The 22,753-nt window shown below is 69.2% G+C and carries 18 protein-coding genes; 4 read left to right on the top strand and 14 right to left on the bottom strand.

Going from position 1 to position 22,753, the window contains the following annotated elements:
- Positions 1 to 140: 140 nt before the first annotated feature.
- The 9 genes from OG289_RS09670 to OG289_RS09630 all read right to left on the bottom strand — a co-directional run bounded on the left by OG289_RS09670 (position 141) and on the right by OG289_RS09630 (position 9,358).
- Positions 141 to 1,400, bottom strand: coding sequence for an FAD-dependent oxidoreductase (locus OG289_RS09670; RefSeq protein ID WP_327313611.1), 1,260 nt, complete (start codon positions 1,398 to 1,400; stop codon positions 141 to 143).
- Between the two features lie 36 nt (positions 1,401 to 1,436).
- Positions 1,437 to 2,072 carry a CoA transferase subunit B gene (locus OG289_RS09665; protein WP_327313610.1) on the bottom strand — a complete coding sequence of 212 codons (636 nt, stop codon included), beginning with the start codon at positions 2,070 to 2,072 and terminating at the stop codon, positions 1,437 to 1,439.
- Positions 2,072 to 2,854 (bottom strand): CoA transferase subunit A, encoded by a 783-nt coding sequence (locus OG289_RS09660; protein WP_327313609.1) that lies wholly within the window; start codon positions 2,852 to 2,854, stop codon positions 2,072 to 2,074. The genes OG289_RS09665 and OG289_RS09660 overlap by 1 nt, the downstream gene beginning before the upstream one ends.
- Before the next feature lie 256 nt (positions 2,855 to 3,110).
- Entirely contained in the window at positions 3,111 to 4,076 is a 966-nt protein-coding gene (locus OG289_RS09655; RefSeq protein WP_327313608.1) for a fumarylacetoacetate hydrolase family protein, read from the bottom strand.
- A gap of 92 nt (positions 4,077 to 4,168) precedes the next feature.
- A complete protein-coding gene (locus OG289_RS09650; RefSeq protein WP_327313607.1) occupies positions 4,169 to 5,107 on the bottom strand; it encodes a VOC family protein in 939 nt (312 codons plus the stop codon).
- 10 nt (positions 5,108 to 5,117) lie between these two features.
- A complete protein-coding gene (locus tag OG289_RS09645) occupies positions 5,118 to 6,137 on the bottom strand; it encodes an amidohydrolase family protein (protein ID WP_327313606.1) in 1,020 nt (339 codons plus the stop codon).
- Positions 6,134 to 7,273: an FAD-dependent oxidoreductase gene (locus tag OG289_RS09640; protein ID WP_327313605.1), complete on the bottom strand. Its 1,140-nt coding sequence runs from the start codon at positions 7,271 to 7,273 to the stop codon at positions 6,134 to 6,136. Before OG289_RS09640 ends, OG289_RS09645 begins: the two co-directional genes overlap by 4 nt.
- Before the next feature lie 112 nt (positions 7,274 to 7,385).
- Positions 7,386 to 8,357: a cyclase family protein gene (locus OG289_RS09635; protein WP_327313604.1), complete on the bottom strand. Its 972-nt coding sequence runs from the start codon at positions 8,355 to 8,357 to the stop codon at positions 7,386 to 7,388.
- A complete protein-coding gene (locus tag OG289_RS09630; RefSeq protein ID WP_327313603.1) occupies positions 8,354 to 9,358 on the bottom strand; it encodes a fumarylacetoacetate hydrolase family protein in 1,005 nt (334 codons plus the stop codon). The genes OG289_RS09635 and OG289_RS09630 overlap by 4 nt, the downstream gene beginning before the upstream one ends.
- Before the next feature lie 128 nt (positions 9,359 to 9,486).
- On the opposite strand from OG289_RS09630, the gene OG289_RS09625 reads away from it, so the two are divergent.
- Both OG289_RS09625 and OG289_RS09620 read left to right on the top strand, forming a co-directional pair.
- Positions 9,487 to 10,431, top strand: coding sequence for a LysR family transcriptional regulator (locus tag OG289_RS09625; protein ID WP_069761899.1), 945 nt, complete (start codon positions 9,487 to 9,489; stop codon positions 10,429 to 10,431).
- Positions 10,432 to 10,864: 433 nt separating this feature from the next.
- Positions 10,865 to 12,160, top strand: coding sequence for a hypothetical protein (locus tag OG289_RS09620; protein ID WP_327313602.1), 1,296 nt, complete (start codon positions 10,865 to 10,867; stop codon positions 12,158 to 12,160).
- Between the two features lie 190 nt (positions 12,161 to 12,350).
- On the opposite strand, the gene OG289_RS09615 is transcribed toward OG289_RS09620, so the two are convergent.
- The 4 genes from OG289_RS09615 to OG289_RS09600 all read right to left on the bottom strand — a co-directional run bounded on the left by OG289_RS09615 (position 12,351) and on the right by OG289_RS09600 (position 18,581).
- Positions 12,351 to 14,885, bottom strand: coding sequence for a glycoside hydrolase family 2 protein (locus OG289_RS09615; RefSeq protein WP_327313601.1), 2,535 nt, complete (start codon positions 14,883 to 14,885; stop codon positions 12,351 to 12,353).
- Positions 14,886 to 15,175: 290 nt separating this feature from the next.
- A complete protein-coding gene (locus OG289_RS09610) occupies positions 15,176 to 17,092 on the bottom strand; it encodes a glycoside hydrolase family 3 protein (RefSeq protein ID WP_327313600.1) in 1,917 nt (638 codons plus the stop codon).
- Positions 17,093 to 17,121: 29 nt separating this feature from the next.
- The gene (locus OG289_RS09605; protein WP_327313599.1) at positions 17,122 to 17,361 is read right to left on the bottom strand and encodes a hypothetical protein; all 240 of its coding nucleotides are present in this window, start codon (positions 17,359 to 17,361) and stop codon (positions 17,122 to 17,124) included.
- Positions 17,358 to 18,581, bottom strand: a complete 1,224-nt coding sequence (locus OG289_RS09600) for a glycoside hydrolase family 1 protein (protein ID WP_327313598.1) — start codon at positions 18,579 to 18,581, stop codon at positions 17,358 to 17,360. The genes OG289_RS09605 and OG289_RS09600 overlap by 4 nt, the downstream gene beginning before the upstream one ends.
- A 172-nt stretch (positions 18,582 to 18,753) precedes the next feature.
- Here OG289_RS09600 and OG289_RS09595 point away from each other — a divergent pair, with 172 nt between their 5' ends.
- Complete coding sequence (locus OG289_RS09595; protein WP_327313597.1) at positions 18,754 to 19,377, top strand: TetR/AcrR family transcriptional regulator; 624 nt, start codon at positions 18,754 to 18,756, stop codon at positions 19,375 to 19,377.
- A gap of 69 nt (positions 19,378 to 19,446) precedes the next feature.
- Positions 19,447 to 19,839 carry a DUF1295 domain-containing protein gene (locus OG289_RS09590; protein ID WP_327320626.1) on the top strand — a complete coding sequence of 131 codons (393 nt, stop codon included), beginning with the start codon at positions 19,447 to 19,449 and terminating at the stop codon, positions 19,837 to 19,839.
- Between the two features lie 527 nt (positions 19,840 to 20,366).
- Here the strand turns inward: OG289_RS09590 and OG289_RS09585 are convergent.
- Entirely contained in the window at positions 20,367 to 21,761 is a 1,395-nt protein-coding gene (locus OG289_RS09585) for an alpha/beta hydrolase (protein WP_327313596.1), read from the bottom strand.
- Between the last annotated feature and the right edge of the window lie 992 nt (positions 21,762 to 22,753).

Below are 22,753 nucleotides of genomic sequence, written 5' to 3'. Positions count from 1 at the left end.
CGGTCGCGCAGCGTAGGAGAGGTTGTTCTCGACTGCCCGATGAACGCTTGGCGTTCTGTGCCGGGGCGTGCGTCGGGCGGCCTGCTGTTCTGGGGCAGCGCCGGACCCGCCGGGCGCGGGCGCTGCCCCAGCCACGTGCTTCAGGAAGCGGTGTCGTCTGTCTCGCCGAGGCCGAGGAGCGCGGTGAAGCGGGCTTCGGCCCGGTCGATCTCCCCGAGCTGAGTGAGGATCGAACCGGGGGTGGAGTCACCCACCACCTTCTGCATCAGCGGGGTGCGGTCCAGGATCGCGTCCCGGATCGGCTGCAGAGCGCGCGGCGCGTGATGGAAGACCTGCCCGAGGGCGTAGGCGTGCTGGGACTGCCGGGCGGTGTGCGGCTTGCGGGGGGCCTCGAAGGCGTCGAGTGCCTGGCGGACAGCGGCGTAGTCGCTCAGGTCCACCCCTGCCAGGCGGCGGCCGATGAAATAGCCGTCCTCAGTGGCCATACCGGCGCCGTACCCGGCGTACGGGGACGTGGGGTGAGCGGCGTCGCCGACGAGAGTGGCGCGGCCCTTGGACCACTGCTTCAGAGGCTTGCGGTCGCGGATCACCCAGCGCTGAACGTGCGCGGGGTCGGTCGCGGCGATCAGCTGGGGGAGCGGACGGGCGAAGGCCTGACCGAGGCTGGTCGCGATCGAGTGCAGGTCGCCCGAGAACTCCCGGCTTGCGTCGAACGCTTCGAGCACCCACCACTGGTGGCCGCCACGTCCCTTGTTACGGATGGCGGTCCAGCTCCCCTGCACAGTGCGGGTGTGGGAGAGGACGCACATCCCGGGCTCGGTCTCGACGCTCTCGTCGAAGGTATAGCCGCCGAAGATGTGCAGGTTGTGCTCGCGCTTGGGGCTGTCGCCCCACAGAGTGCGGCGGACCAGGGAATCGATGCCGTCCGCGCCGATCACGAGGTCCGTCTCGTGGACTCGTCCGTCCGCGAGGTGCAGTCGAACACCGTTCTCGTCCTGCTCGACGCGCTCCACCGTGTGGTTGACCTGCAGGACGCCCTTGGGCAGCGCGTCGAGCAGCCGCTCGTACAGCTCGGGGCGCAGCAGGCCGATGAAGCCGCCGCCGTAGTCGCGGACAACCTGCTCAGGAAGGGCCGCGCGGACCCGGCGGCGACCGCGGGCGTTGCGGAACTCGGACGTACAGGGCGCACCCAGGTCCTCGGTGTTCACCCCTAGCAACCCAAGTGCCTTGATGGGGGGCGGCCACAGATTGAGGATGTTGCCGGCGGGTCTGGCGTGCGGGTAGCGCTCGAACAGCACGACGTCGTGGCCGGCCTGGTGGACGGAGAGTGCGGCGGCCATGCCACCGGGTCCGGCACCGATGACGGCGACGCGGCCACGCTTGGCGGGAGGTTTCTTCATGGCGGGTTCCTCAGCCTTGGTCGTCGTTGACCTGCCTCAAGCGACGATGTGGAGTTTTGCGGCGGTGGCGGCGGTGATGTCGTGGTGGGTGACGCCGGGGGCGATTTCGACAAGGATCAGGCCGTTGTCGGTGACGTCGATGACGCCCAGGTCGGTGATGACGCGGTGGACGCAGGCCCGGCCCGTGAGGGGCAGGGTGCACTCGTGGAGGATCTTGGGGCTGCCGTCCTTGGCGGTGTGATCCATGAGGACGATGACGCGGCGGGCACCGTGGACGAGGTCCATGGCACCGCCCATGCCCTTGATCATCTTTCCGGGGATCATCCAGTTGGCGAGGTCGCCGGTCGCGGAGACCTGCATGGCACCGAGCACGGCGGTGTCGATGTGGCCGCCGCGGATCATGCCGAAGGACAGGGCGGAGTCGAAGAAGGCTGCTCCCGGGAGCACGGTGACGGTTTCCTTGCCGGCATTGATGAGGTCGGGGTCGACGTCGCGTTCACTGGGGTAGGGCCCGGTGCCGAGGATGCCGTTCTCGGAGTGGAGGACGACGTGGACTCCTGGTGGGAGGTGGCCCGGGACGAGGGTGGGCAGGCCGATGCCGAGGTTGACGTAGGAGCCGTCGGTGAGTTCGGCGGCGGCACGGGCGGCCATCTGGTCGCGGGTCCAGGGCATCAGCTGTGCACCGTCTCTCGTGCCTGGGGCGCGGAAGTCGTACGCCGTTCGATCGGTTTGTCGGCGGCTTGCGCGGGCGTGAGGGCGACGACCCGCTGGACGAAGACGCCGGGCAGATGGATCGCGTCAGGAGACAGCTCGCCCGGCTCCACGAGCTCCTCGACCTCGGCGATCGTGATGCGGCCGGCCATGGCGGCCAATGGGTTGAAGTTGGCGGCGGCCTTGTTGAAGACCAGATTGCCGTGAGTGTCGCCGCGCCAGGCGCGGACGAGCGCGTAGTCGGTGGTGATGCCGTGTTCGAGGACATGCGGGCGACCCCCGAAGGAGCGCTTCTCCTTTGCGGGGGAAGCGAGGGCGATGCTGCCGTCCGCCGCGTAACGCCATGGCAGGCCGCCGTCTGCTACCTGTGTGCCCACGCCTGCTGGCGTGTAGAAGGCCGGGATGCCGGCCCCGCCGGCCCGTAGCCGCTCGGCCAGGGTGCCTTGCGGTACGAGTTCGACCTCCAGCTCGCCGCTGAGGTACTGGCGGGCGAACTCTTTGTTCTCGCCGACGTAACTGCCGGTCACGCGGCTGATGCGGCCGTCGGCGAGCAGTAGGCCGAGTCCTTGGCCGTCTACGCCGCAGTTGTTGGAGACGACCTTCAGACCGGTGGTGCCCTGGGCGTGCAGGGCGTCGATGAGGGCGGCCGGTATGCCGGACAGGCCGAAGCCGCCAACGGCGAGTGAGACCCGGTCGGAGATGTCGGCGACCGCCTCGGCGGCGCTCGCGCTGACCTTGTTCACGTGCGGGGCCTTTCAGTCAGAGGTCGGCCGGGGGGGCAAAGGGAGGAGCCGGGCAGTACCGTCGACCTGTCGCCGACGAGACCGGCGCCGGTGATGTACGAGGCCTCGCCAGAAGTGAGGAGGACGACGGCGTCGAGCACCCCGTCAGGGAGGCCGGCCCGGCGGAACGGGATGTGGCGGCGCCTTGACCGTGCCCGGCCGCGCGCGGTCCCGGTGACGACGACCCTGTCGGACGGCCTGCTCTTCGCCGCGCGGTTCACGGGCGCGTTCGCGGGCGCGTACGGGCGCGAGGGACGGTCACCGGTTCGGCGCCGGGTACCACGGTGTTGGAGACGGTGCCGATGCCCTCGACGGTGAGGGTGACGGTGTCGCCGGGCTTGAGCGGCGGCGGGTCCTGGCGGTCGCGCATGCCCCAGAGTTCGGCGAGGCAGCCGCCGTTGCCGCAGGTGCCGGAGCCGAGTACGTCGCCGGGGCGTACCCAGGTGCCGCGGGAGGCGTAGGCGGTCATCTCCTCGAAGGTCCAGCTCATGTTGGACAGCAGGTCCTTGCCGACGACCTCGCCGTTGATCTCGGCGGTCAGCGCCAGGCGCAGGAAGCCGTCGCTGTCTCGGTAGGGCTCCAGCTCGTCCGCGGTGACGAGGTAGGGGCCGAGGGTGGTGGCGGTGTCCTTGCCCTTGCAGGGGCCGAGACTGACCTGCATCTCGCGGGACTGGAGGTCGCGGGCGGACCAGTCGTTGTAGATGGTGTAGCCGATGATGTGGTCGCGGGCCTGCTCGGGGGTGAGGTCGCGGCCCTCGCGGCCGATGACCGCGGCGACTTCGAGTTCGAAGTCCATTGCCTGGCTGCCGGGCGGTACGGGGACGTCGTCGTGAGCGCCGATGACGGCGTAGGGGTTGGTGAAGTAGAAGGTGGGCGCGTCGTACCAGGCGTCCGGGGCACCCGAGACTCCGTCGATGCTGCGTCGTACACCTTCGACGTGTTCCTCGAACGTGACGAAGTCGCGTACGGACGGCGGTTGGAGCGGCGGCAGCAGTCGCACCTGGGAGACGTGCGGCCCGCGCGGCACGTCCAGGCTTGCGTTGCCTGCCTCGCGCAGCGCCTCGGGACCGGCCTGGACCAGGTCGAGAAGCGTCCCCGTGCCGGGGCAGGGGTAGAGGATGCCGTCGTCCTCGACGGTGGCGAGACGGCTGCGGCCGTGCTGCTCATAAGTGGCGAAACGCATGGCATTCCTAGGGAACTGGATGAGTTGACACAGGCCGGGGGCCCGGCGACATGGCAGGCGGGGGAGTACGCCGGGCCCCCGGGGTCAAGGGGTCAGACCGGCGGAGCGACGAAGACGCCGCGGTCGACGTCGTTGAGCATTTCCTTGGCGACCATCTCGTTCATCGGGTTGGACGTGCCCCACTGATCGGCGTTCTCGGGCTTCGTCAGGTCGTAGATGTGCGGGTGCCAGGTGTCCTCGTCCAGCTTTTCGAGCTCGGTGGTGTACTCGACGGTGTTGCCGTGCGGGTCGAGGAAGTAGGTGAAGGTGTTGTCACCCGCCATGTGCCGCCCGGGGCCCCAGATCTTGCGGGCGCCGGAGCGCATCACGCGGCCGGAGCCGCGCATGTACTCGTCGATGCCGCGCATCTCGAAGGAGAGGTGCTGCAGGGAGGCGTGCGGACCGCTGGCGATGGCCATGGAGTGGTGCTGGCTGCTGATCCGCATGAAGTGCATGACGTCGCCCATGTGCGGCAAGGTCATCGTGTCGGACAGCCGGAAGTCGAGGTGCTGCTCGTACCAGGCGCGGGTGGCGTTGATGTTGGGAGAGTTCAGGACGACGTGCGAGAGACGGACCGGGATGGACTCCTTCTCCTCGATACGACGGTGCTGACGCGCCTCGACGTCGGCCGAGACCTCGATGGTGCGGCCGTCGATGTCGAAGAAGCGGAAGCCGTAGCCGCCGCCGGGGGTGTCGACCTGGCCCGGCTGGGAGATCAGCTGTACTCCACCCGCGAGGAGTTGCTCGGCGAGCGTGTCCACGTCGGCGGGGTTCGCCGCGCCGTAGGAGATGAGGTCGAGGCGCTTCTCCTCGGCCTTGCGGAGCCGGACGATGTACTGCTCGGGGGATCCCTCGGCGGCCAGGAAGGAGATACCGGAGTCCTCGGCGACCTTGGTCAGGCCCCAGACGCCGGCGTAGAAGTCGAGCTGCTTGTCGTAGTCCGGCACGGCCAGGTCGACGTGCCGCAGGTGGGTGAGCAGACGGTTGGTCATGTCGGGCTCCTCAGTTGAGACGCAGCAGCGCTGCCGCGTTGCCGCCGCGTACGGCGTGGAAGTGGGGGGAGGGCAGGTCCGTGACGTCGCGCAGCGCGCCGAGCGGGTCGTCGGTGCCCATGTCGAAGGGGAAGTCGGAGCCGAGCAGCACCCGGTCGGGGCCGGCCACCCGGATCAGCTCGCGCAGGACGTCCGGGTCGTGGACAAGGGAGTCGAAGTACAGCTGCTTGAGGTAGCTGCTGGGCGGGTGTGCGCAGCCGCGGGTGTCGGTGCGGGCGAGCCAGGCGTGGTCGGAGCGGCCGATGTGGGTGGGCAGATAGCCGCCTCCGTGGGCGGCGACGATGCGCAACCCCGGGTGCCGGTCCAGGACTCCGGAGAAGATCAGATGGGACAGGGCGACGGCGTTCTCGGTCGGTTGGCCGACGGTGTTGGACAGGTACCACCGGTTGAGGCGCTCGTCGAGCGTGCAGCCGAAGGGGTGCAGGAAGAGGATCGCGCCGGTTTCCTCGGCCCGTGTCCAGAACGGCTCGTACGCGGGGTCCGACAGTTCGTGTCCCGGCGCGTGGCTTGAGATCTCGACACCGCGCAGGCCCAGGCCGAGGGCGTGGTCGAGGGCTTCGACGGCGAGGTCCGGGTGCTGGAGCGGGACGAGGCCGAGGCCGTGCAGCCGCTGCGGGGCCTGGGCGACGTGCGCGGCGGTGCCCTCGTTGGCCAGTTCCCACGCTGTGCGGGCCAGGTCCTCGTCGGCCCAGTAGTGGTAGTGCGACGGAGAGGGCGAGACCAGCTGGACGTCGACCCCGGAGGCGTCCATCGCGGCGAGCCGGGCCTTGACGTCGGTCAGCCTCGGGAAGCGGTCCCGGAACATCGGGCCGCTGACGGCGATGGCCTCGGGGCCGTTGCGGCGGGCGTCGAGATCGCGGGCCGCGGCCAGACCGGGGTGTCCGGCGACGGCTTCCTCGACCTGAGGGAGCAGGACGTGCGCGTGGACGTCGATCGTGGGTGTGGAGCTCTGGGGACTCACGGCGTTCACGGGGTCTCCTTCAGGACGGACATCGTGCGGCCCATCAGACCGGGTGCGTCGGCGTCACGGACGCCGTCCAGCTGCCACTGACCGAGTTGCACGGATGCCTCGACCACCATGCGGACACGGCCGATCCGGCGTTCGTAGAAGCCGGTCAGCAGAGCGTCGAGGGAACTCCAGTCCTGCTCCTCGCTCAGCATCTCGGCCAGTACGGAGGCGTCCTCCAGCGACATGGCCGCGCCCTGGGCGAGCGTCGGGGGACAGACGTGGGCCGCGTCACCGATCAGGACGACCCGGTCGCGGTGCCAGGAGCCCTCGACGAGCAGTCGCTCGAACCAGGTGTAGTTGACCTGGGCGGGGTCGGTGATGCTCGCGGCGATCTCCGGCCACGCACCCCCGTAGGGCGCGGCCAGCCGCCGCATCTCGTCCGCGTACGTGGCCGGGTCGATGGAGGCGCGGTCGCGGTTGGCCTCGACGAGGTAGGCGTAGATGGTGTTCTTGCTGGTGGGGCAGTAACCGGCGATGTAGCACGGTCCGCCGTAGGACAGCTGCATGCGCTCCACGCCCTCGGGACGGGGCACGGGGACGCGCCAGATCGCCATGCCGGTCGGTTCGGGCTTGTCGCCGATGCCGATCACCGCGCGCGTGCGGGAGCCGACGCCGTCGGCGGCGATGACAAGGTCGTAGCGGCCCTCGGTGCCGTCGCTGAACCGGGCGGTGACGCCGGACGCGTCCTGGATCAGTTCCTCGGCGGTGGTGCCGAGGCGCACCGTCGCGCCGCTCTCGACGACGGCCTCACACAGAATCTCCTGGAGCCGGGGCCGCTGCATGCCGAAGATCGAGGGCAGGTCGTCCCCACCGGTGCGGTCGTCCTGCTGGACATGGAAAACGGTCCCGTCGGGCGCGGCCATGCCGACGGCGTCCACGGCGAAACCGCTCTCCCGGACCTTGTCCCAGACGCCCACTTCGCGCAGCACACGCAGCGCGTTGCCCTGGAGGGTGATGCCGGAGCCGAGCACGTTCCAGTCGGGCTTGGCCTCGATCAGTTCCACAGCGATGCCCGCCCGCTGCAGCAGCACGGTCACGGCGTTGCCGGACGCGCCGCCGCCTATCACGAGGACGGTGCGGGGAATGGGGTCGTTCATGGGTTCTCCCTGAGATGGTGCCGCGCGACTGCGAGCGGCGGAGGGGGTCTTGCATGCCGGGCGGGCGAACGGGGGAGCCGTCCGGGCGCAGCCCGCCCGGCAAGCCAGGGCGCTACTTGACGGCGATGGGGTTGACCGGTGAGCCGACGGACCCGGTGATGGGCAGGGGCGCGGCGGTGAGCCAGAACTCGTACCGGCCGTCGGCGGCGCAATGTGCGGCGAGGGCGTCGAGGTCCCACATCTCACCGCTGAGCAGACCGATGTGGGGGATGGCGACCTGGTGCAGCGGCTGGAAGGCGTCGTCGAACTCGTTGGGCCGCACCTCGAAGCCCCAGGTGTCGGTGGCGATCCCGGCGATCTCGCTCCGGTGCAGCCAGCCGGCCGTACTGAAGCTCAGCCCCGGGGCCGGTCCGCCCGCGTAGGCGCCCCAGCCTTCGTGACGGGCGCGGGCCAGCCGCCCGGTGCGCACGAGGACCAGGTCGCCCCGACCGACGGACACGCCGTGCGCCTCGGCGGTTGCGGTCAGGTGCTCCTCGGTGATGGCGAAGCCGTCGGGCAGTTCGCAGCCCTCACCGATGACCAGGCCCACGTCGAGGAGGACCCCCCGCCCGGCGACGTGCGGAGCCATGTGCTCGATGCCGGTGACCAGGTCGCCTTCACAGGTGACGACCTTCTCCGCCGGGCGGCCGTTCCACGCCATGCCGTGATCGAAGATGTGCCCGAGCCCGTCCCATTGGGTGGAGCACTGCAGGGGCATGGCGATCACGTCGTCGGCGCCACCGAAACCGTGCGGAAAGCCCTGGCCGCCCAGAGCGGCCTCGGTGCCGGTGGCGAGCATCGTGTGCACCGGATTCGTACGCCGCAGCCAGCCTTGCTGCGGGCCGTCCATGTCGAAGGCCTGTGACAAGGAGAAGCTGACGCCGTCGCGGATCAGGGCCGCGCCCTCGCGGCGCTTGGCCTCGTCGAGGAAGTTGAGCGTGCCGAGCACGTCGTCCTCACCCCAGCGGCCCCAGTTCGAGTACGCCTCCGCGGCCTCGGCGATCGCCGCCTCGGGATCTGAACGGTCGATACGGCCGGCGCTCATCCGGCCTCCTCCGCGACACAGCGGGTGCGCTGGGCGCCGAGCCCGGTGACCGACCCGTCCATCACGTCGCCGTCGCGCAGCAGCCGGCCCCAGTGGATGCCGTTGCCGGCCGGGCTGCCGGTGAGGACGAGGTCGCCGGGAAGCAGTCGGGCGGTCTGGGAGATGTACGAGACCAGCCGTGCGACGCCGAAGATCATGTCCTTGGTGGACTCGTCCTGCATGGTCTCGCCGTTGAGTTTCAGGGTGACCTGCAGGTCGGACGGGTCGGCGATGGAGCCGGCCGGGACGATCCACGGGCCGAGCGGGGTGAAGCCGGGGGCGTTCTTGCTGCGCAGCCAGTCGGTGCCGATCGGGGGCATGTCCCGGCGGAAGACGCTCGCGCGGTCGGTCAGGTCGTTGGCGATGGTGTAGCCCGCGACGTACTTCAGCGCCTCCTCCACGGTGACCCGGTAGGCGGGGCGGGAGATCACCGCGGCCACCTCCAGCTCCCAGTCGGGCTTCTCTGCCCAAGCGGGTAGCACCACGTCGTCGTAGGGGCCGCTGATCGTGGTCGGCAGGCCGATGAAGACGTACGGGAGGTCGTCGGCGGCCCGCTTGTCCATGACCGCCGCGACCTGGGCGCGGGCCTCCTCGACGGTGCCCGGGGCGTCCGGGGCGCGGTGTGCGACCGCCAGGTCGATCACGTGCTGCCGGTAGTTGGCGCCGGACTGGAAGATCTGCCGGGGCTCGACGGGCGCGTGCACCGTCATCTCCGCCAGCGGCCGCCAGTCGCGCGTCGGGTCCCCGGCGAGGGTGTGCAGCCGCGGCAGCTCCTCGTCCCAGCGCTCCAGGAGCGTGAGCGTGGTCAACGCGGGTTCGTTCAGTGCCGTGCGCAGGTCGAGCGCTCGGCCCTCCGGCGTCACGAGGCTCGGGAACCTGGTCTCGCCCGGTGCCGAAAGGGTGCCGATGGCGAACGGTCCGGAGAAGGAGGTGAAGGGTGCCGACGTGGCTGCGGATGTCACGGAGATTTCCTCCCGATTGCGGTGCCACTAATCTGGCCCGTAGATTGCAATCAGGGAAATTGATTTCCTGTATATAAGAATCCAGCCGGTGAATACCGATGGTGCCGGCTCCGGAATTGGGATGCTTCGTGAACTTGGCCAGCCTGGACCTCAACCTCGTCGTTGCCCTGCGCGCCCTCCTGCAGGAGCGCAACGTCACCAGGGCCGGCCAGCGCATCGGGCTCAGTCAACCCGCGATGAGCGCGGCCCTGGCCCGGCTGCGCCGCCACTTCGACGACGACCTGCTCGCCCGGGTGGGCGGAGGGTACGAACTGACCGCCCTCGGGCGGGCCCTCCTCGACCGGACCACCACCGCGTGCGACTTGCTGGAGCGCGTCTTCGCCAGTCAGGCCGAATTCGACCCTTCCCGCGAGGAACATGAGTTCACGCTGATCGCCTCGGACTACGCGGTTGCCGTCTTCGGCACCGAACTCGCCCGCACCATCCAAGCCGAGGCATCAGGCATCCGGCTCAGGTTCAAACAGGTACCGAACGAATTCATCGACAGCACCGGGTCGCTGCTCAGCACCGTCGACGGGCTACTGCTGCCCCACGGCATCATCCGGGGCTTCCCCACGGTCGAGCTCTACCAGGACAGCTGGGTCTTCCTCGTCGCCGACGACAACCCCGAGGTCGGCGAGCAGCTCACCCTCGACGACCTGGCCCGACTGCCATGGGTGACGTACCAACGAGCCTACGACGCCCCCGCCGCCCGCCAGATCGCCATGCTCGGCATCGAGCCGCGCGTGGCGGTCTCCGTCGACAGTTTCCAGCTGATGCCCCTCCTGGTCGCGGGCACCCGCCGGGTAGCTCTCCTTCAGAGGCGTCTCGCCGACGAGCTGGACGGACTCGCACACGTCCGCATCATGGAACCGCCCTATGACGCTGTGCCGATCCAGCAGGCCTTGTGGTGGCATCCGGTCCACATGCACGACGCGGCGCACATGTGGCTGCGGGACACGATGGCCCGGGTCGCCGAGATGATGGAGGCGGCCGGTCGGCCTACGACTACGACCTCCTGTCCGCCCAAATGAGGGTGGAGCTTTGTGCTGCATCGGCAAACACAACGCCGAGCCACGGCCGACGCCGAATGGCGGCCGGAGCGTGGAGCCGGTTTGAGTAGTTGCTGCTGCTCTGGCTGGAACGGTTCGCAGGCCGGTCCCGTACCAGCGGTGACGATCGCTGCTTGAGCTGCGTGCACCGGGTCGTGCCCCCGGGATGGGCGTGCAGGTAATCGCGGAAGATCCGCTCGTTCCGACTCCGCAGGCAGGGAGGAGAGCAGCTGCTGCCCCACTGACAGCCCCTGTGGTCACGGGACAACGGGAGGAGCGGACGGTCCATGGCTTCGTGGACCTGCCACCGAGCCCGCGGATGGCGGACACTTCCGGTCCGTCCGAATCCGGCCTGGCCTCGACAGCGCACACGTGGTCGAGCGTCAGGCCGGCCCGTCAGCGCAGGAGTCTGCGGATGACGCGGGCCTTCTCGGCCGAGCGCCGCTGCGGCAATTCCGCCCGGCGCACCAACTCGGCACTCTCGGCCTTCTGGACCACCCCCGGATATCTCGGCACGGACCCCGACTCCGCGATCCACCGGGAACGCGGCCGCTTCGACAGCACGATCAGCGAGGTCCTCCTCCGCCGCGACCCCCCCGACCTGGGCCCGTTCGCCGAGCAGGCGGAGACCGCCCAGGGCGGCGTGGACGAGGCGTTCAAGGGGTCCGCGGGCGACCCCGGCACCGTCGTCGCCCTGCGCCTGAAGGCCGTGGCCGGCCCGGAGATCCTGGGCGCCGAACTGTCCGTCACCTCCGGAGAGGCCGAGGGCGCGAAGCTGCGGCTGAAGGGCTTCCATGGCGACCTCGCCGTCATCGACATGCCCGACCTCGACAAGGCTCTGTCCGCGCTGCGGGCCGGTGACACGGTCCACGTGGACAACAGCAACTTCCTCGCGGCCCAGACCTACCACCGCCACCAGGTGCCTGGCCCCGAGTACCCGGTGTGGGATCAGTTCCGTGACGCCGACGGCACCCCGATCCCGCCCCAACGGCCTTTCCAGCCCGCCCCGTTGTTCGCTGCCGGAGCGGCCGGAAGCCTGCCCACCGGGCGGATCGGTGGCAAGATGATCGCGGTGGCGTGCCTGCTGGACCGGGAGGCGTTCCCGTGGCAGGCCGACTGGTACCGCACCAGGGTCACCGAACACCTCGGTGCGACCGTCGACGACGACTTCCGGCGCTGGTACGTCGACAACGCGCTGCACGCCGACTCCGAGCGCCAGGAACACCCGAATCACACCGTCAGTTACCTCGGCGTGCTGCACGAGGCGTTGCGCAGCCTCGCCGACTGGGTGGAGAAGGACATACCGCCGGCGTCCCACACCAAGTACGAGATCAGCGACGGTCAGGTTCTCGTTCCCGACTCGGCGTTCGAGCGTGGCGGGGTGCAGCCGGTGGTCCACGTGACCGCCGACGGCGGCCGGCGAGCGGAGATCACCGCAGGTACCGGCGTGACCCTGAAAGTGACCGCCGAGGCCCCGCCGGGCGCCGGCCCTGTCGTGCGGATTCAGTGGGACCTGGACGGAGACGGCACGTACGAGATCGACGAGATCACCGAGGCCACCTCCCGGCTGACCCTCGAGAGCCACCACGTCTACGCCGGCCCCGGCACCCACTTCGTCACCGTCCGGGTGTCGGCCCAGCGCGACGCCGATCCGGACACTCCCTTCGCCCGCGTCGACAACCTGGACCGGGTCCGAATCGTCGTGCGGTAGTTCCCGCCATGCCCACCCGTGCCTTGCCCGAGTCGTTCGATCGCTCCGTGACTCGTCGGGCAAGGCGCACAGTGCGTCCAGCGGCACAGCCGATCCCAACCCGGTTGAGAGGACGTCGCACAGCTGTGGTGTGTTCTCCGATCACGGTGTCAGACCAGCTGGGGGATCAAGCTTCGTCACATGATGCCGGTCACCTATGCAGGTCTGGATCGGTGTCCTCGGCCCGGACGGAGGGGGCGGGCAGCGGCTCGGGGGAGGCAGTGGCGGTGAGCGTGAGGCGAGCGGGTGGGCAGCCCTCTGCCTGGGCTTCGAGCACGATCGTGCCGGCTCCGGTCGGGCGGATGACCGCGAGAGCGCGCCCGTCATAAGTGTGCCGGGCCGGCCCGTTGAACGTCTCCTCGGTGACTGGCGCACCGCTGCCGAGCCCCTGAAGTACGCCGGCGCCGGAGACGGTCACCCGTACCTCACGGTCGGTGGCATTGTGCACGGTGCCGCTTTCGTCGGTCAGGGTGATCGTGACGAACGCCAGGTCGCGGGTGCCGACGCGCACCTCGTCACGGTCGGCCGTGAGCGACAAGCGCGTAGGTCCCGTCGCGGTCACAAGGGATGTCCTCCCCACCACCTCGCCGTTCCGGCGTGCGACGGCGACCAGCTCCCCAGCCTGGTAGAGCACCTCGAAGTCGGCCCTGAAGGCTCGCTCGGTGCCGACGGCGCACAGTCCGATCGGCTCGCCGTCGAGCAGAAGCTCGACTTCGTCGGCGTCGGCGTAGACCTCGACGTGCACGGGGGCGCCTTCGAAACCCGGCCAGCTCCAACTGGAGACACAGTCGCTCCACGCCCACGGGGTCGACACCGCTATGGGGCAGCCGTGGTGTTCCGGGCGCCTGACTGCGATGTACGGCTCGGTCCGCATGCCGAACACGATCTCGCGGTAATAGGACACCGGTCGACGGTGCCCGACGAGGTCCAGATCGCCGCAGTACGCCGACAGCCCCGGATAGACGGTGGAGAAGCCCTGGCCGCCGTCTTCGGCGCCCGCGTACTTGACGACGCCGATCCCGGTCTCGCCGAGGTAGTCCAGGCCCGTCCAGGTGAAGTCGCCGATCACGTGCGGGTGTTTCTTGACCAGGTCCCAATTGCGGTCGATGACCGTGGGCCAGGTTTCGGTGCCGACGATGACGCGGTCGGGGAAGAGATCGCTGTCAAGACCGTAGCGGGACTCGCCGTAGTTCATACCGGCGACATCGAGCGCCGCGAATGACTCTTCGGTGCGCTCGGTCACCATGGGTGAGGAGACGATTCGGCCCATCATCTCGCCGAACGCGTTCATCATGCCGTTGACGCCGCCTCCCTGTTCACCCGCTGCCGCATCGGTGGAACGAGCCGCTTCACGCTGCTGTGCCATCCCTCCCAGGACAAGATCGAGCACGGACACGAAGCCGTTGATGCCGTTGGTCACCAGACGGGTCCCGTCAAGAGCGCGCAGCTTCTCCGCGAGCCTCCTGCTCCAGCGGCCGCCGTCGGGAGTTCCGGTTTCGGGTATCTCGTTGCCGATGCTGTAGAAGATGACGCTGGGATGGTTGAAGTCCTTCGCGACCATGGCCTCCAGGTCGCGTTCCCACCACTGCGAGAAGTCGGCGGAGTAGTCGAAGTCGCTCTTGCCCTGCGTCCAGATATCGAATGCCTCGTCCATCACGTACATGCCCAGGCGGTCGCAGGTGTCGAGAAGTGCGCTGCTCGCGGGGTGGTGGGAACTGCGGATCGCGTTGAAGCCGGCTGCTTTCAGCAGCTCGATCTTGCGCTCCTCCGCCCGGCCGATGGCGGCAGCGCCCAGCGGACCGTTGTCCCCGTGCAGGCAGGCACCGCGCAGTTTGACCTCCACGCCGTTCACGCGCAGGCCGCGTCGCGCGTCTGCCCGGACCGTGCGGATACCGAAGGGGACCACCGTCTCGTCGACCACCCGGTCGCCGTCAGTGAGCTCGACGCGGGCGAAGTAGCGCGTCGGCGTGTCGGCGCTCCACCGGCGTGGCCTGTCGACCGGCAGTCGCAGCCGCACCGTCTCCGCATCCGCCGGCAGCAGCGTCACGGGGGCCTTCCCCCGTGCGACCTCGGCCCCTTCGTCATCAGTGATCACTGCCGAAACGCGCAGGGTAGTGGTCACGGCGCTCGCGTTCTGCACGCGTGCGGCGATCTCCGTGATCGCGATCGCTTCGTCGACGTCCGGTGTCGTGATGCGGACACCGTCGACGGCCAGATGCGCCGGGTTCTTGACGATCAGGCGCACGTCCCGGTAGATGCCGCAGCCGGTGTACCAACGGCTGTCGAGATGTGCGCGGCAGGACACCCCTATCTCGTTGTCGCCGCCGAACCGCAGATACGGGTCGATGCGCACCACGAACCGCGAGTAGCCGAACGCGTGGCGGCCGGCGAGTGCGCCGTTGACCGTCACAACGGCATCGCGGTACACGCCGTCGAACTCGAGGAACATGAGCTTGCCGCGATCCTGCTCGGACACGGTGAACGTCTTGCGGTACTCGAATGCTCCGCCGTTGAAGTACCCGTTGGTGTGTCCGCCCGGTGCCTGCGCATGCCGCTCGGTGGTGATCAGCGCATCATGCGGCAGTGTCACCGACGTCCACGGGGAACCTGCCGCGCCACCCAGTTCCTGAAAGGGTGTCACTTTGCGGCGGTAGTTCCAGTCGGTGTTGAAGTCCGCATAGGTCATTGGTTGTCTTCCTTGGGCTTTCGAATGGATGGCGTACCGCAGCGGGCCGGCCTGGACGCCGGGCCGAGGCCGTGACTCGCGCTCGGGACCGTCCCTCTTCGGCACCAGACCCCGCCAGGAGATCAACGTCTGGACCGGCACCAACTACCTGACAGCTTCGGTCTACCGGCGGGCCGGAACTCGCTTCGGGAAGCGGCAGCCGAGCGACGGTGGCATCGATGAGCGGCGCGCTGTCCGTGAGGGGGTCCGGCTGGAGGCTGTGACGAGCGCGACCTGTCCTGACTGGACCTTCACGCCTCGTCGGTCCTTTCCGCTGCGCTGCGCTCGTAGCGCAGTCCGTGCCCGAAGCGGTACAGGGGATCGGCCGTGTCGAAGGGGACGTCGGTCCGGCTGGCTTTTACGGCGGCCATCGAGCGCGGTAGTTCCACGGGCAGCGATCCCTCGGGCCCGGCCTCGCCGAAGAGGACTTCGACGAAGGGGCGGTCGTCCGTGCCGAAGGACGCGAAGACCGCTGTCGGCGACAAGACGTCCGTGAGGACTGCGGGGCGGTCGAGGTAGACGTCGAGGACGGTGGGCACCTGCTCGGCGATGGTCCGGATCCGCTCCCGGTCCTCCGGACGGAATTCCAGGCTGCCCTTGTGCATGGACCCGAGGAAGTGCATGGCCGGATCCGCGTAGTCGGGGGTGCGGGTGCGCACGACGGCGACGTCCGCCTCGGCGGGATGGGTCACGACAGAGGCGAAGCCCTCGAACGCGCTCGGCTCGACGCCGTCGACGAAGACGCGGATCCCGGGCGACAACGGCAGGAGGGGGAGGCCGTCGACGCCTGCGTCGTTTTTCAGCAGTACCAGCGACCGCTGCTGCGCCCGCACACCGAGCGCCTGGTGCGCAGCACTGCCGATGACGGTGTTCGCCCGCTCCGGATCGATCACCCGGTCACCGTCGAACAGACCCAACCGGAACTTCTCCCGCAGTAGACGGCGCACCGGCTGCTCGAGCTGCTGCTCGGTCACCGACCCCGACGACAGCGCGTCCAGCAGGACGCTCACGTCCTTCTCGCCACCGAACTGGTCCACACCCGAATCGAGCAGCCGGGTCACGCGCTGCTCGCGGGACAGATGCTCGACCCCCCACGCCTTGGCCGGGAAGGTATCGCCCATTCCCGTGATCACGCCGAAGTCGGTGCACACGATTCCGTCGAACCCGAGGCGTTGTCTGAGCAGCTCCGTGACGATGCCCTTGTTGTAGGCGAATCCGACCTCCTCCCACTCGGTCCCGACGGGCATCCCGTAGTACGGCATGATCTGCGGCAGGCCGGCCTCGATGAGTGCGACGAACGGGGCGAGGTGGTAGTCGAACCGGTCCCCGGGGTAGACCTGCTCCCGGCCGTCACGGAAGTGCGGGTCCAGGCCGTCCTTCTGCGGCCCTCCACCGGGGAAGTGCTTGGCCATGGCGGCCACCGACTCGGCTCCGCCGTCCCCCTGCAGGCCCTGGAAGTAGGCGACGGCCAGGCGGGAGGTGAGGTCGGCGTCCTCCCCGTACGTCTGCACGATGCGGGCCCAGCGGTATTCGGTGGAGAGGTCGACCTGCGGGTGCAGCGCGACGCGGATGCCGGCCGCCAGGTATTCGCGTCCCACCACCTCACCTTGTTCGTAGGCGGTCTTCTCCGACCCGATCGCGGCGATACCGAGGGACTCGGGCCAGCGGGAGAAGGCTCCGGCCGCCTGTGACGTGAGCGGGTTGTCGGTCACGGAGTGACGCGGATCGCTGGAAAGCGTCACCGGGATGCGCAGGGGGAGTTCCAGCGCGATCTCCTGCAGGCGGTTGTGCCACTGGGTGATGTCGCGGCCGTCCCGGGGCGTGCCCTGACCCAGGAAGTGCGTGATGCCGCGCTCCCGCAGGAGTGTGCCCGCACAGGCCCGGCCCCAGTGGTCACTTCCGTCCACGTAGCCGACGGAGACCTCGGAGTGGAAGATCAGTGCGGCCTTGTCCGTGCGGGACATCCGGCCGATGAGGTCGCTGATCCGGTCTTCCACCGGTACGTGCGGATCCTCGTAGGGATAGCGGGGTTCGATGGCCATGGCCGCCTCACATTGTTCGTCGTTCTTGCTGCGTCGTGCGTCGTGCGCCGGGATCGGCACTCCCGTGAGCGGACCGTCCGCGGTCTCCACACGCACGTGGAGGTGGAAGCCGTCGAGGTCGGTCAAGGTGTGACGGTTGCGCAGGGGCATGGGCGTCAGCTCGGCGTGCGCCGACAGACGCCCGTCGGATGGTGCGCGGGCACCTGCGGCGGTCCCTCGTCGAACGGCATCGGGACATCGGTGCAGTGCGGCCGACCGGTGTCCTCGCACATGGTCCACAGGTCCGGGGCAGGGACTGTGTTCCACTCCTGAGACGGCAGCAGCCGGGACTGCCACTCGCCGTCCAGGGCGATCTCGGATGTGCGAAGCAGCCCGTGCAAGGGCAGTCTGTTCATGCCGGCGGTCCTCCTCGCCTGGCGACGTCACCGAGCCAGGCCAGGCTCGGCTTGGGGTGGCGCTGGAACGTCTCGCGGTCCACGGCGATGAGCCCGAACTTCGGTTCCCAGTGACCCCATTCGTAGTTGTCCAGGGCACTCCAGTGCAGGTATCCGCGCACGTCCACGCCCTCGTCGACCGTGGCGAGCAGGTGCCGTAGTGCCTCGGCGGTGTAGGCGATGCGGCGGTTGTCGTCCTCGGTGGCGATGCCGTTTTCCGTGACGAGTACCGGCACGTGGCCGGTGACCTGCCAAGCGTGACGGACGGCCATGCCGAGGGCATCCGGCCGGTAGGCGGTGCCGATCATGGTGTTGTCCGGGTGCGGAGGGTGCGGGATGACGCCGTTCGCGTCGACCTGCTGCGAGGAGTACGCCTGGACCCCGATGAAGTCGTCACCGCGGGCGGCCTCCAGGTACAGGTCCTCCCAGTCGTGGCGGACCTGGAGGAGTTTGTCCTCCCCGCCGGGAGCGGCGGTGAAGGCCTGCGCGGCGACGGTCCAGCCGACCTTCGCGCCGGTGCGCTGCCGGAGGATGTCGCGGACCGCGTGGTGTGCGTCGATGAAGCGTTTGCCGATCTCCGGGTCGGGGACCGGGAGCAGGGTCTGCCGCCCAACTCGCTCGGCACCCGGCTCACCCTCGACGGTGGGACTCTGCCACTGCTGGACCTCTCCGCGCTGCATGGCGCGGGCCAGCATGGTCATCATCGCGAGCATGTTGGGCTCATTGAGGGTGGCCACCCAGTCGACACCGTCGAGGATGGCGGTGACCGTGGTGACGTAGGCCCGGAAACACTCGACGGCGTCGTCGGCGAGCCACCCGCCCTGCTCGGCGAACCAGCGGGGGGATGAGAAGTGGTGCAGGGTGACGACAGGCGTCAGGCCGAATTCGATCGAGGTGTCGATCATCCGGCGGTAATGGGCGAGTTCGGCGCGCGAGATCTGCCCGGGCCGGGGCTCGATACGGGCCCATTCCACGCCGAAGCGATAGGCGCTCAGGCCGGCGTCGGCCAGCATCCGCATGTCCTCGCGGTAGCGGTGGTAGTGGTCGACGGCGTCGCCGCTGGGCTCGGTGCCGGGCATGCGTACTTCGCGGGCCCACCAGTCGCTGGTGGTGTTGTTGCCTTCCACCTGATGGGGTGCCGTGGCGGCTCCCCAGAGGAAGTCGGGATGGATCGTGGTCACGGCGCCTCCGTAGGGCAGGCACGCGTCGGCATCGTTGTGGGGGCACGAAGGTCTCGACGACGGTGCCGGGCGAGTGCGGTCACCATAGCCCCGCCGCTGTCAAAATGGAATATCAATTCGTAATTGAGAGGCGGGCCGGAGCGCGGGCCGGGATCCGTCCTATGCTCAGTCCGTGACGAAGCAGGCGAAGGCATCGAGTAGTGGGGTCCGTGGGCCCCGGGGGTCCTATGCGAAGTCCGCCGAGGTGCGGCAGAAGATCCTCGACGCCTGCGTCGAGGCGTTCGGGGCCGGTGGGTTCCACGGCACCACCATGAAGGAGATCGCCCAGCGGGCGGGTATCAGTCAGACCGGTCTGCTCCATCACTTCTCCAGCAAGACGGAGCTGCTGTCCGAGGTGCTCGCCGCCCATGAGCGGGAGACCACCAGAATCGTCCGGGAGGCCGACGACCTGCACGCCCTGCAGGCCCAGCTGCGGGTCGCGCACGTCAACGAGGCGCGGCCCGGGATGGTCCAGCTGCACAGCATCCTCTCGAGCGAGGCCACGGTCGGTGACCATCCCGCCCACGAGCTGTACCGCGCCCGCTATGACAACCTGCGCCTGCACCTGACCCGGATCTTCGCCGAGCTGCGCGGCCGCGGGCGTCTGAAGGTGGACACCAAGCCGGAGATCCTGGCGAACCTCCTCGTCGCCGTCATCGACGGACTGCAGATCCAGTGGCTGTACAACCCTGGCGCGGTCGATGTCCCGGCCGGCATCGAGGCTTTCCTCGCAGGGGTGGTCGACGGGGACGTCTGAGGTCTTCCCCATGGCCGAAACCCCGTGTTAACGTCCGGCCCAATCTCGAAATACGAATCCGTTTTGGCGGTGTTCTGGGTCTTCGAATCGGTGGCGGACCTGCAGAAGGCCCGTTTCGCCGACCGCACCCGACGAGACGGTGTGCGCCGCACCTGCGACATCGGGCTGTGGCGCTACAGCCGTCACCCCAACTACTTCGGTCAGTGGATGCAGTGGAGCAGTCTCATCCTGTTGTCGCTGCCCGTGCTGATCGACCGCTGGCCACACCACCACATCGTCTTCGGCCTGCTCACGGTCCTCGCCCTGGCCTGGATCTCCTGGACCACGTACCACATGCTCGTGCACTACACCGGCGCCGTTCCCGCCGAGCATTTCAGCCGGCAACGACGCCCCGACTACATCCGCTATCAGCGCGTCACCAACCGGTTCTTTCCCGGGCCCCGACGGACCACTGATCAATGAGCCCTTGCGAGTGCCCCATGGGCGACGAGGCAGAGCCGCGGGCGCGGGCGCTGTGTACCGCGCGCGGCGGCGTCCTTGCGATCTCGACCGGTGAGCCACCGGCCCTCGAGCCGGACCTCCGGCGAGCCGGGGGTCCTCGGTGAGGGTGTCCCGCCCACAGCGATTCTCGACCGCCCCCTGCATCCGGAGCTGGTACGAGCCTGGCCTCCCGGCGCGGCACCGCCGACGGCGCTCTCGACATCCTCCAGGCCGGCGGACCGTTGGACCTCGTCCAGGGGCGGCGGTCCCTGGACGAGGTCCGGCCAGACCGATCCCGAAACCCTGGCGGGACCGCACCCGACACGTCGACGACGGAGAGCTTCGCGATGACAGCAGCTGTAGGCGCCGACCCGGAGTCCCGTGCTCGCAACGGCCCGGCACTCGGCGTGGCGGGGGTCCGGTGTACGGAACGACTGCCCGGCTGCGATCTCCCCGCCGTCTTCCTCGCTGCCCCCCGCCGCTGGCCCGGCGGGCGAAGCGAGGGGATCTCAACGCGGGAGGATCGTCACCTCGGCCCGGTTGAAGCGGGAGCTGTTGCCCCTGGTGTGGAACGGCACGTCGTCAGGGCTGGGGCCCGTACTCGCCGTGTCGGCCTGCGGCGAGTACTGCTGGTGCGGGTTGCCGGGGCCCAGTGCGAGGGGAATCGTCAAGCGCCCCTGGGCGTCGGCGGTGGCCGACCGCACTGAAGTGCCCGCGTGGTCGCGGACGGTGACGTGATACCGCGTGCCCGGGCGGGCCAGTGAGGGCGTCAGTACCGTGGCTGAGCCGTTCCCGACCACCGTGAAGCGGCGCGTACGGGCCACTTCCAGTGCGCTGAACTCGGTGACGTCCCGCCGCATCCGTACGGTCCAGCCGTAGGCGCTGTACTGCGGCCTGATCGACGAGAAGGTGAACGACCGGGGAGTGGCGCGGTGTTGCGCGTGGCGGGCGAAGTAGGCCTTCAGGTGGGGTATCCAGGCCCGGAGGTCTGTCTGCCAGTAGGGCCATGAGTGGCTGCCGGGTCCGTAGTCGTGCCACCGGTGCCGGATGCCGAGGTCCAGCAGGTGCTCGTGGAGGGACAAGTTCTCCTTCCGGATTCTTTGTTCCGTGCGGTCCACGGCCTCGCCGTCCTGTCGAGGCCGGCCGTTGCCCGTGTACAGAGACACGTCCGTGTCGGCCAGATTGGACGCCAAATCCCAGGGGTTGTCCCCGCGCCAGCGGACTTCCTGCGTCGCCCACGGGCCCCAGAGCGAGGGGTGGAGCTGCTCGATGATGGTGCGCATCTCGACGTTCTGGTGGTCGACGTCTCCGGAGAACGAGCCGACGGCACCGAAGAGGTCGGGGTGCCGGGCCGCGTACGAGACGGCCCCGAACCCACCCATCGACAGTCCGGCGGCAGCCCGTGCCCCGCGCTCGGGGATCGTGCGGTAGTGCTCGTCCACCCATGGGAGGAGCCTGTTGATGTGGAAGGTCTCCCACATCGGCCGGTCGCGGTGGCCGTTGTTCCACCAGTCGGCGTACCACTCCGTGGAGCCGGCGTCCGGCATCACCACGATCGCGGGCAGGCCGGCCGTGGCCTGCTCCGCGGCGCCGTCCTGTGTCCAGCTCGCAGCGCTCTGCCCTCCACCGTGGTAGAGGTACAGCACGGGGTAACGGCGCCTCTTCTCCGCGTCGTAGCCGCGGGGGAGCAGCACGCGGACCTTGGTCTTGCCGTCGAGCGCGGACGAGTTGAAGGTCAGCTCGCTGAGCCGCGGCGAGAGTTTCTTCTGATTCACCAGCGCGATGCCGGGTTCGGTGTGGGCTGCGGCTGCCTCGGTTGTCTGGGCGGGAGGGTGACCGCATCCGAAGACCATCACCGCCCCCAGAGCGAGTGCCGCGGGGATCCTCATGCGCCTGCCGTTCAAGATGGTCCGTCTCCTTGTGGTCATGTTTCGCTTCTCTGCCCGTACTGGGCTCGCGGCGCGGGCGGCCGGGGCCGGAGGGCGCCCGTAGGCCCGTGGATGAGCACGGTGGTCCTGGTCGACTTGTCGGCGAACCGGGGGCCTTTGAGGTGAGCAGGTGCTCCGGTGGGTACGGACGCCTCTTGTTCTGCCGCCGGTCCGACGTCCGGGGGCACGGGATGGCGCCTGCCATCTCGGGGAGCCGGCGTGCCGCCGTCTCGGTGTCCGGCGGCGGTCGGGGGCGCGGCGTCCGTGGCTGTCGTGGCCGCACGCTGCGACCGTGACCCTCCGCCATCGATGCCGCCGGGCCTTCGGGCAACGTACGCTCAAGCCGCTTCTCGACTCGTACATGGTCGCCGGGGGAGACGACTATCGGGAGTCGAGCGATCGAGATGGGGCGGTGGGTCAGGCCCACGCTCCTGGCCCGCTCATCGCCGACGAGGAGCCGGAACCCGGTCTCGCCGACGCGCGGGCGCGCAGGCCGGCCACGCCCGGATGAAGTCTGCGGCGGCCTTCAGCGGGGGCGTCGCCGGTGTCTTCGATACGTGCCGACAAGGTGCTCGTCGACGAAGACACGTCGGCCGATCCACTCGACGGCTTGGTCGCCTGCGCCCTCGGATGTGCCGTGGCCGGGGCCGTGTTCGCCGGCAGCCGCCACACCGGGTGCGACTGGGGTCGCGCGCGGACGAAGCCGGCGGAGAGCCGGGCGGCCGGTTCGGGGCCTTTGCCGCAGACCGGTACCGAACGAGGTCACCTCGTGGACCGCGCTCTGGGCGAGCGCGGCGGTATCGGCCAACGGCGCAGACGCAGCTGATGTCTCGGCCGGGGTGCGAACCTCGGATGGCCGAGAACGAGGCATGTGAGGTCTCCTTGACTGCGCGTACGCGATCGGCGAACCGACCACCTCAATCTCAATCTCAAAATTAGATTCATAGTTCGAGATTGAGGTGGACGCT

The sequence above is a fragment of the Streptomyces sp. NBC_01235 genome (assembly GCF_035989285.1).
Classification (GTDB): Bacteria; Actinomycetota; Actinomycetes; order Streptomycetales; family Streptomycetaceae; genus Streptomyces.
This window is presented reverse-complemented; position numbering and strand designations above follow the sequence as displayed.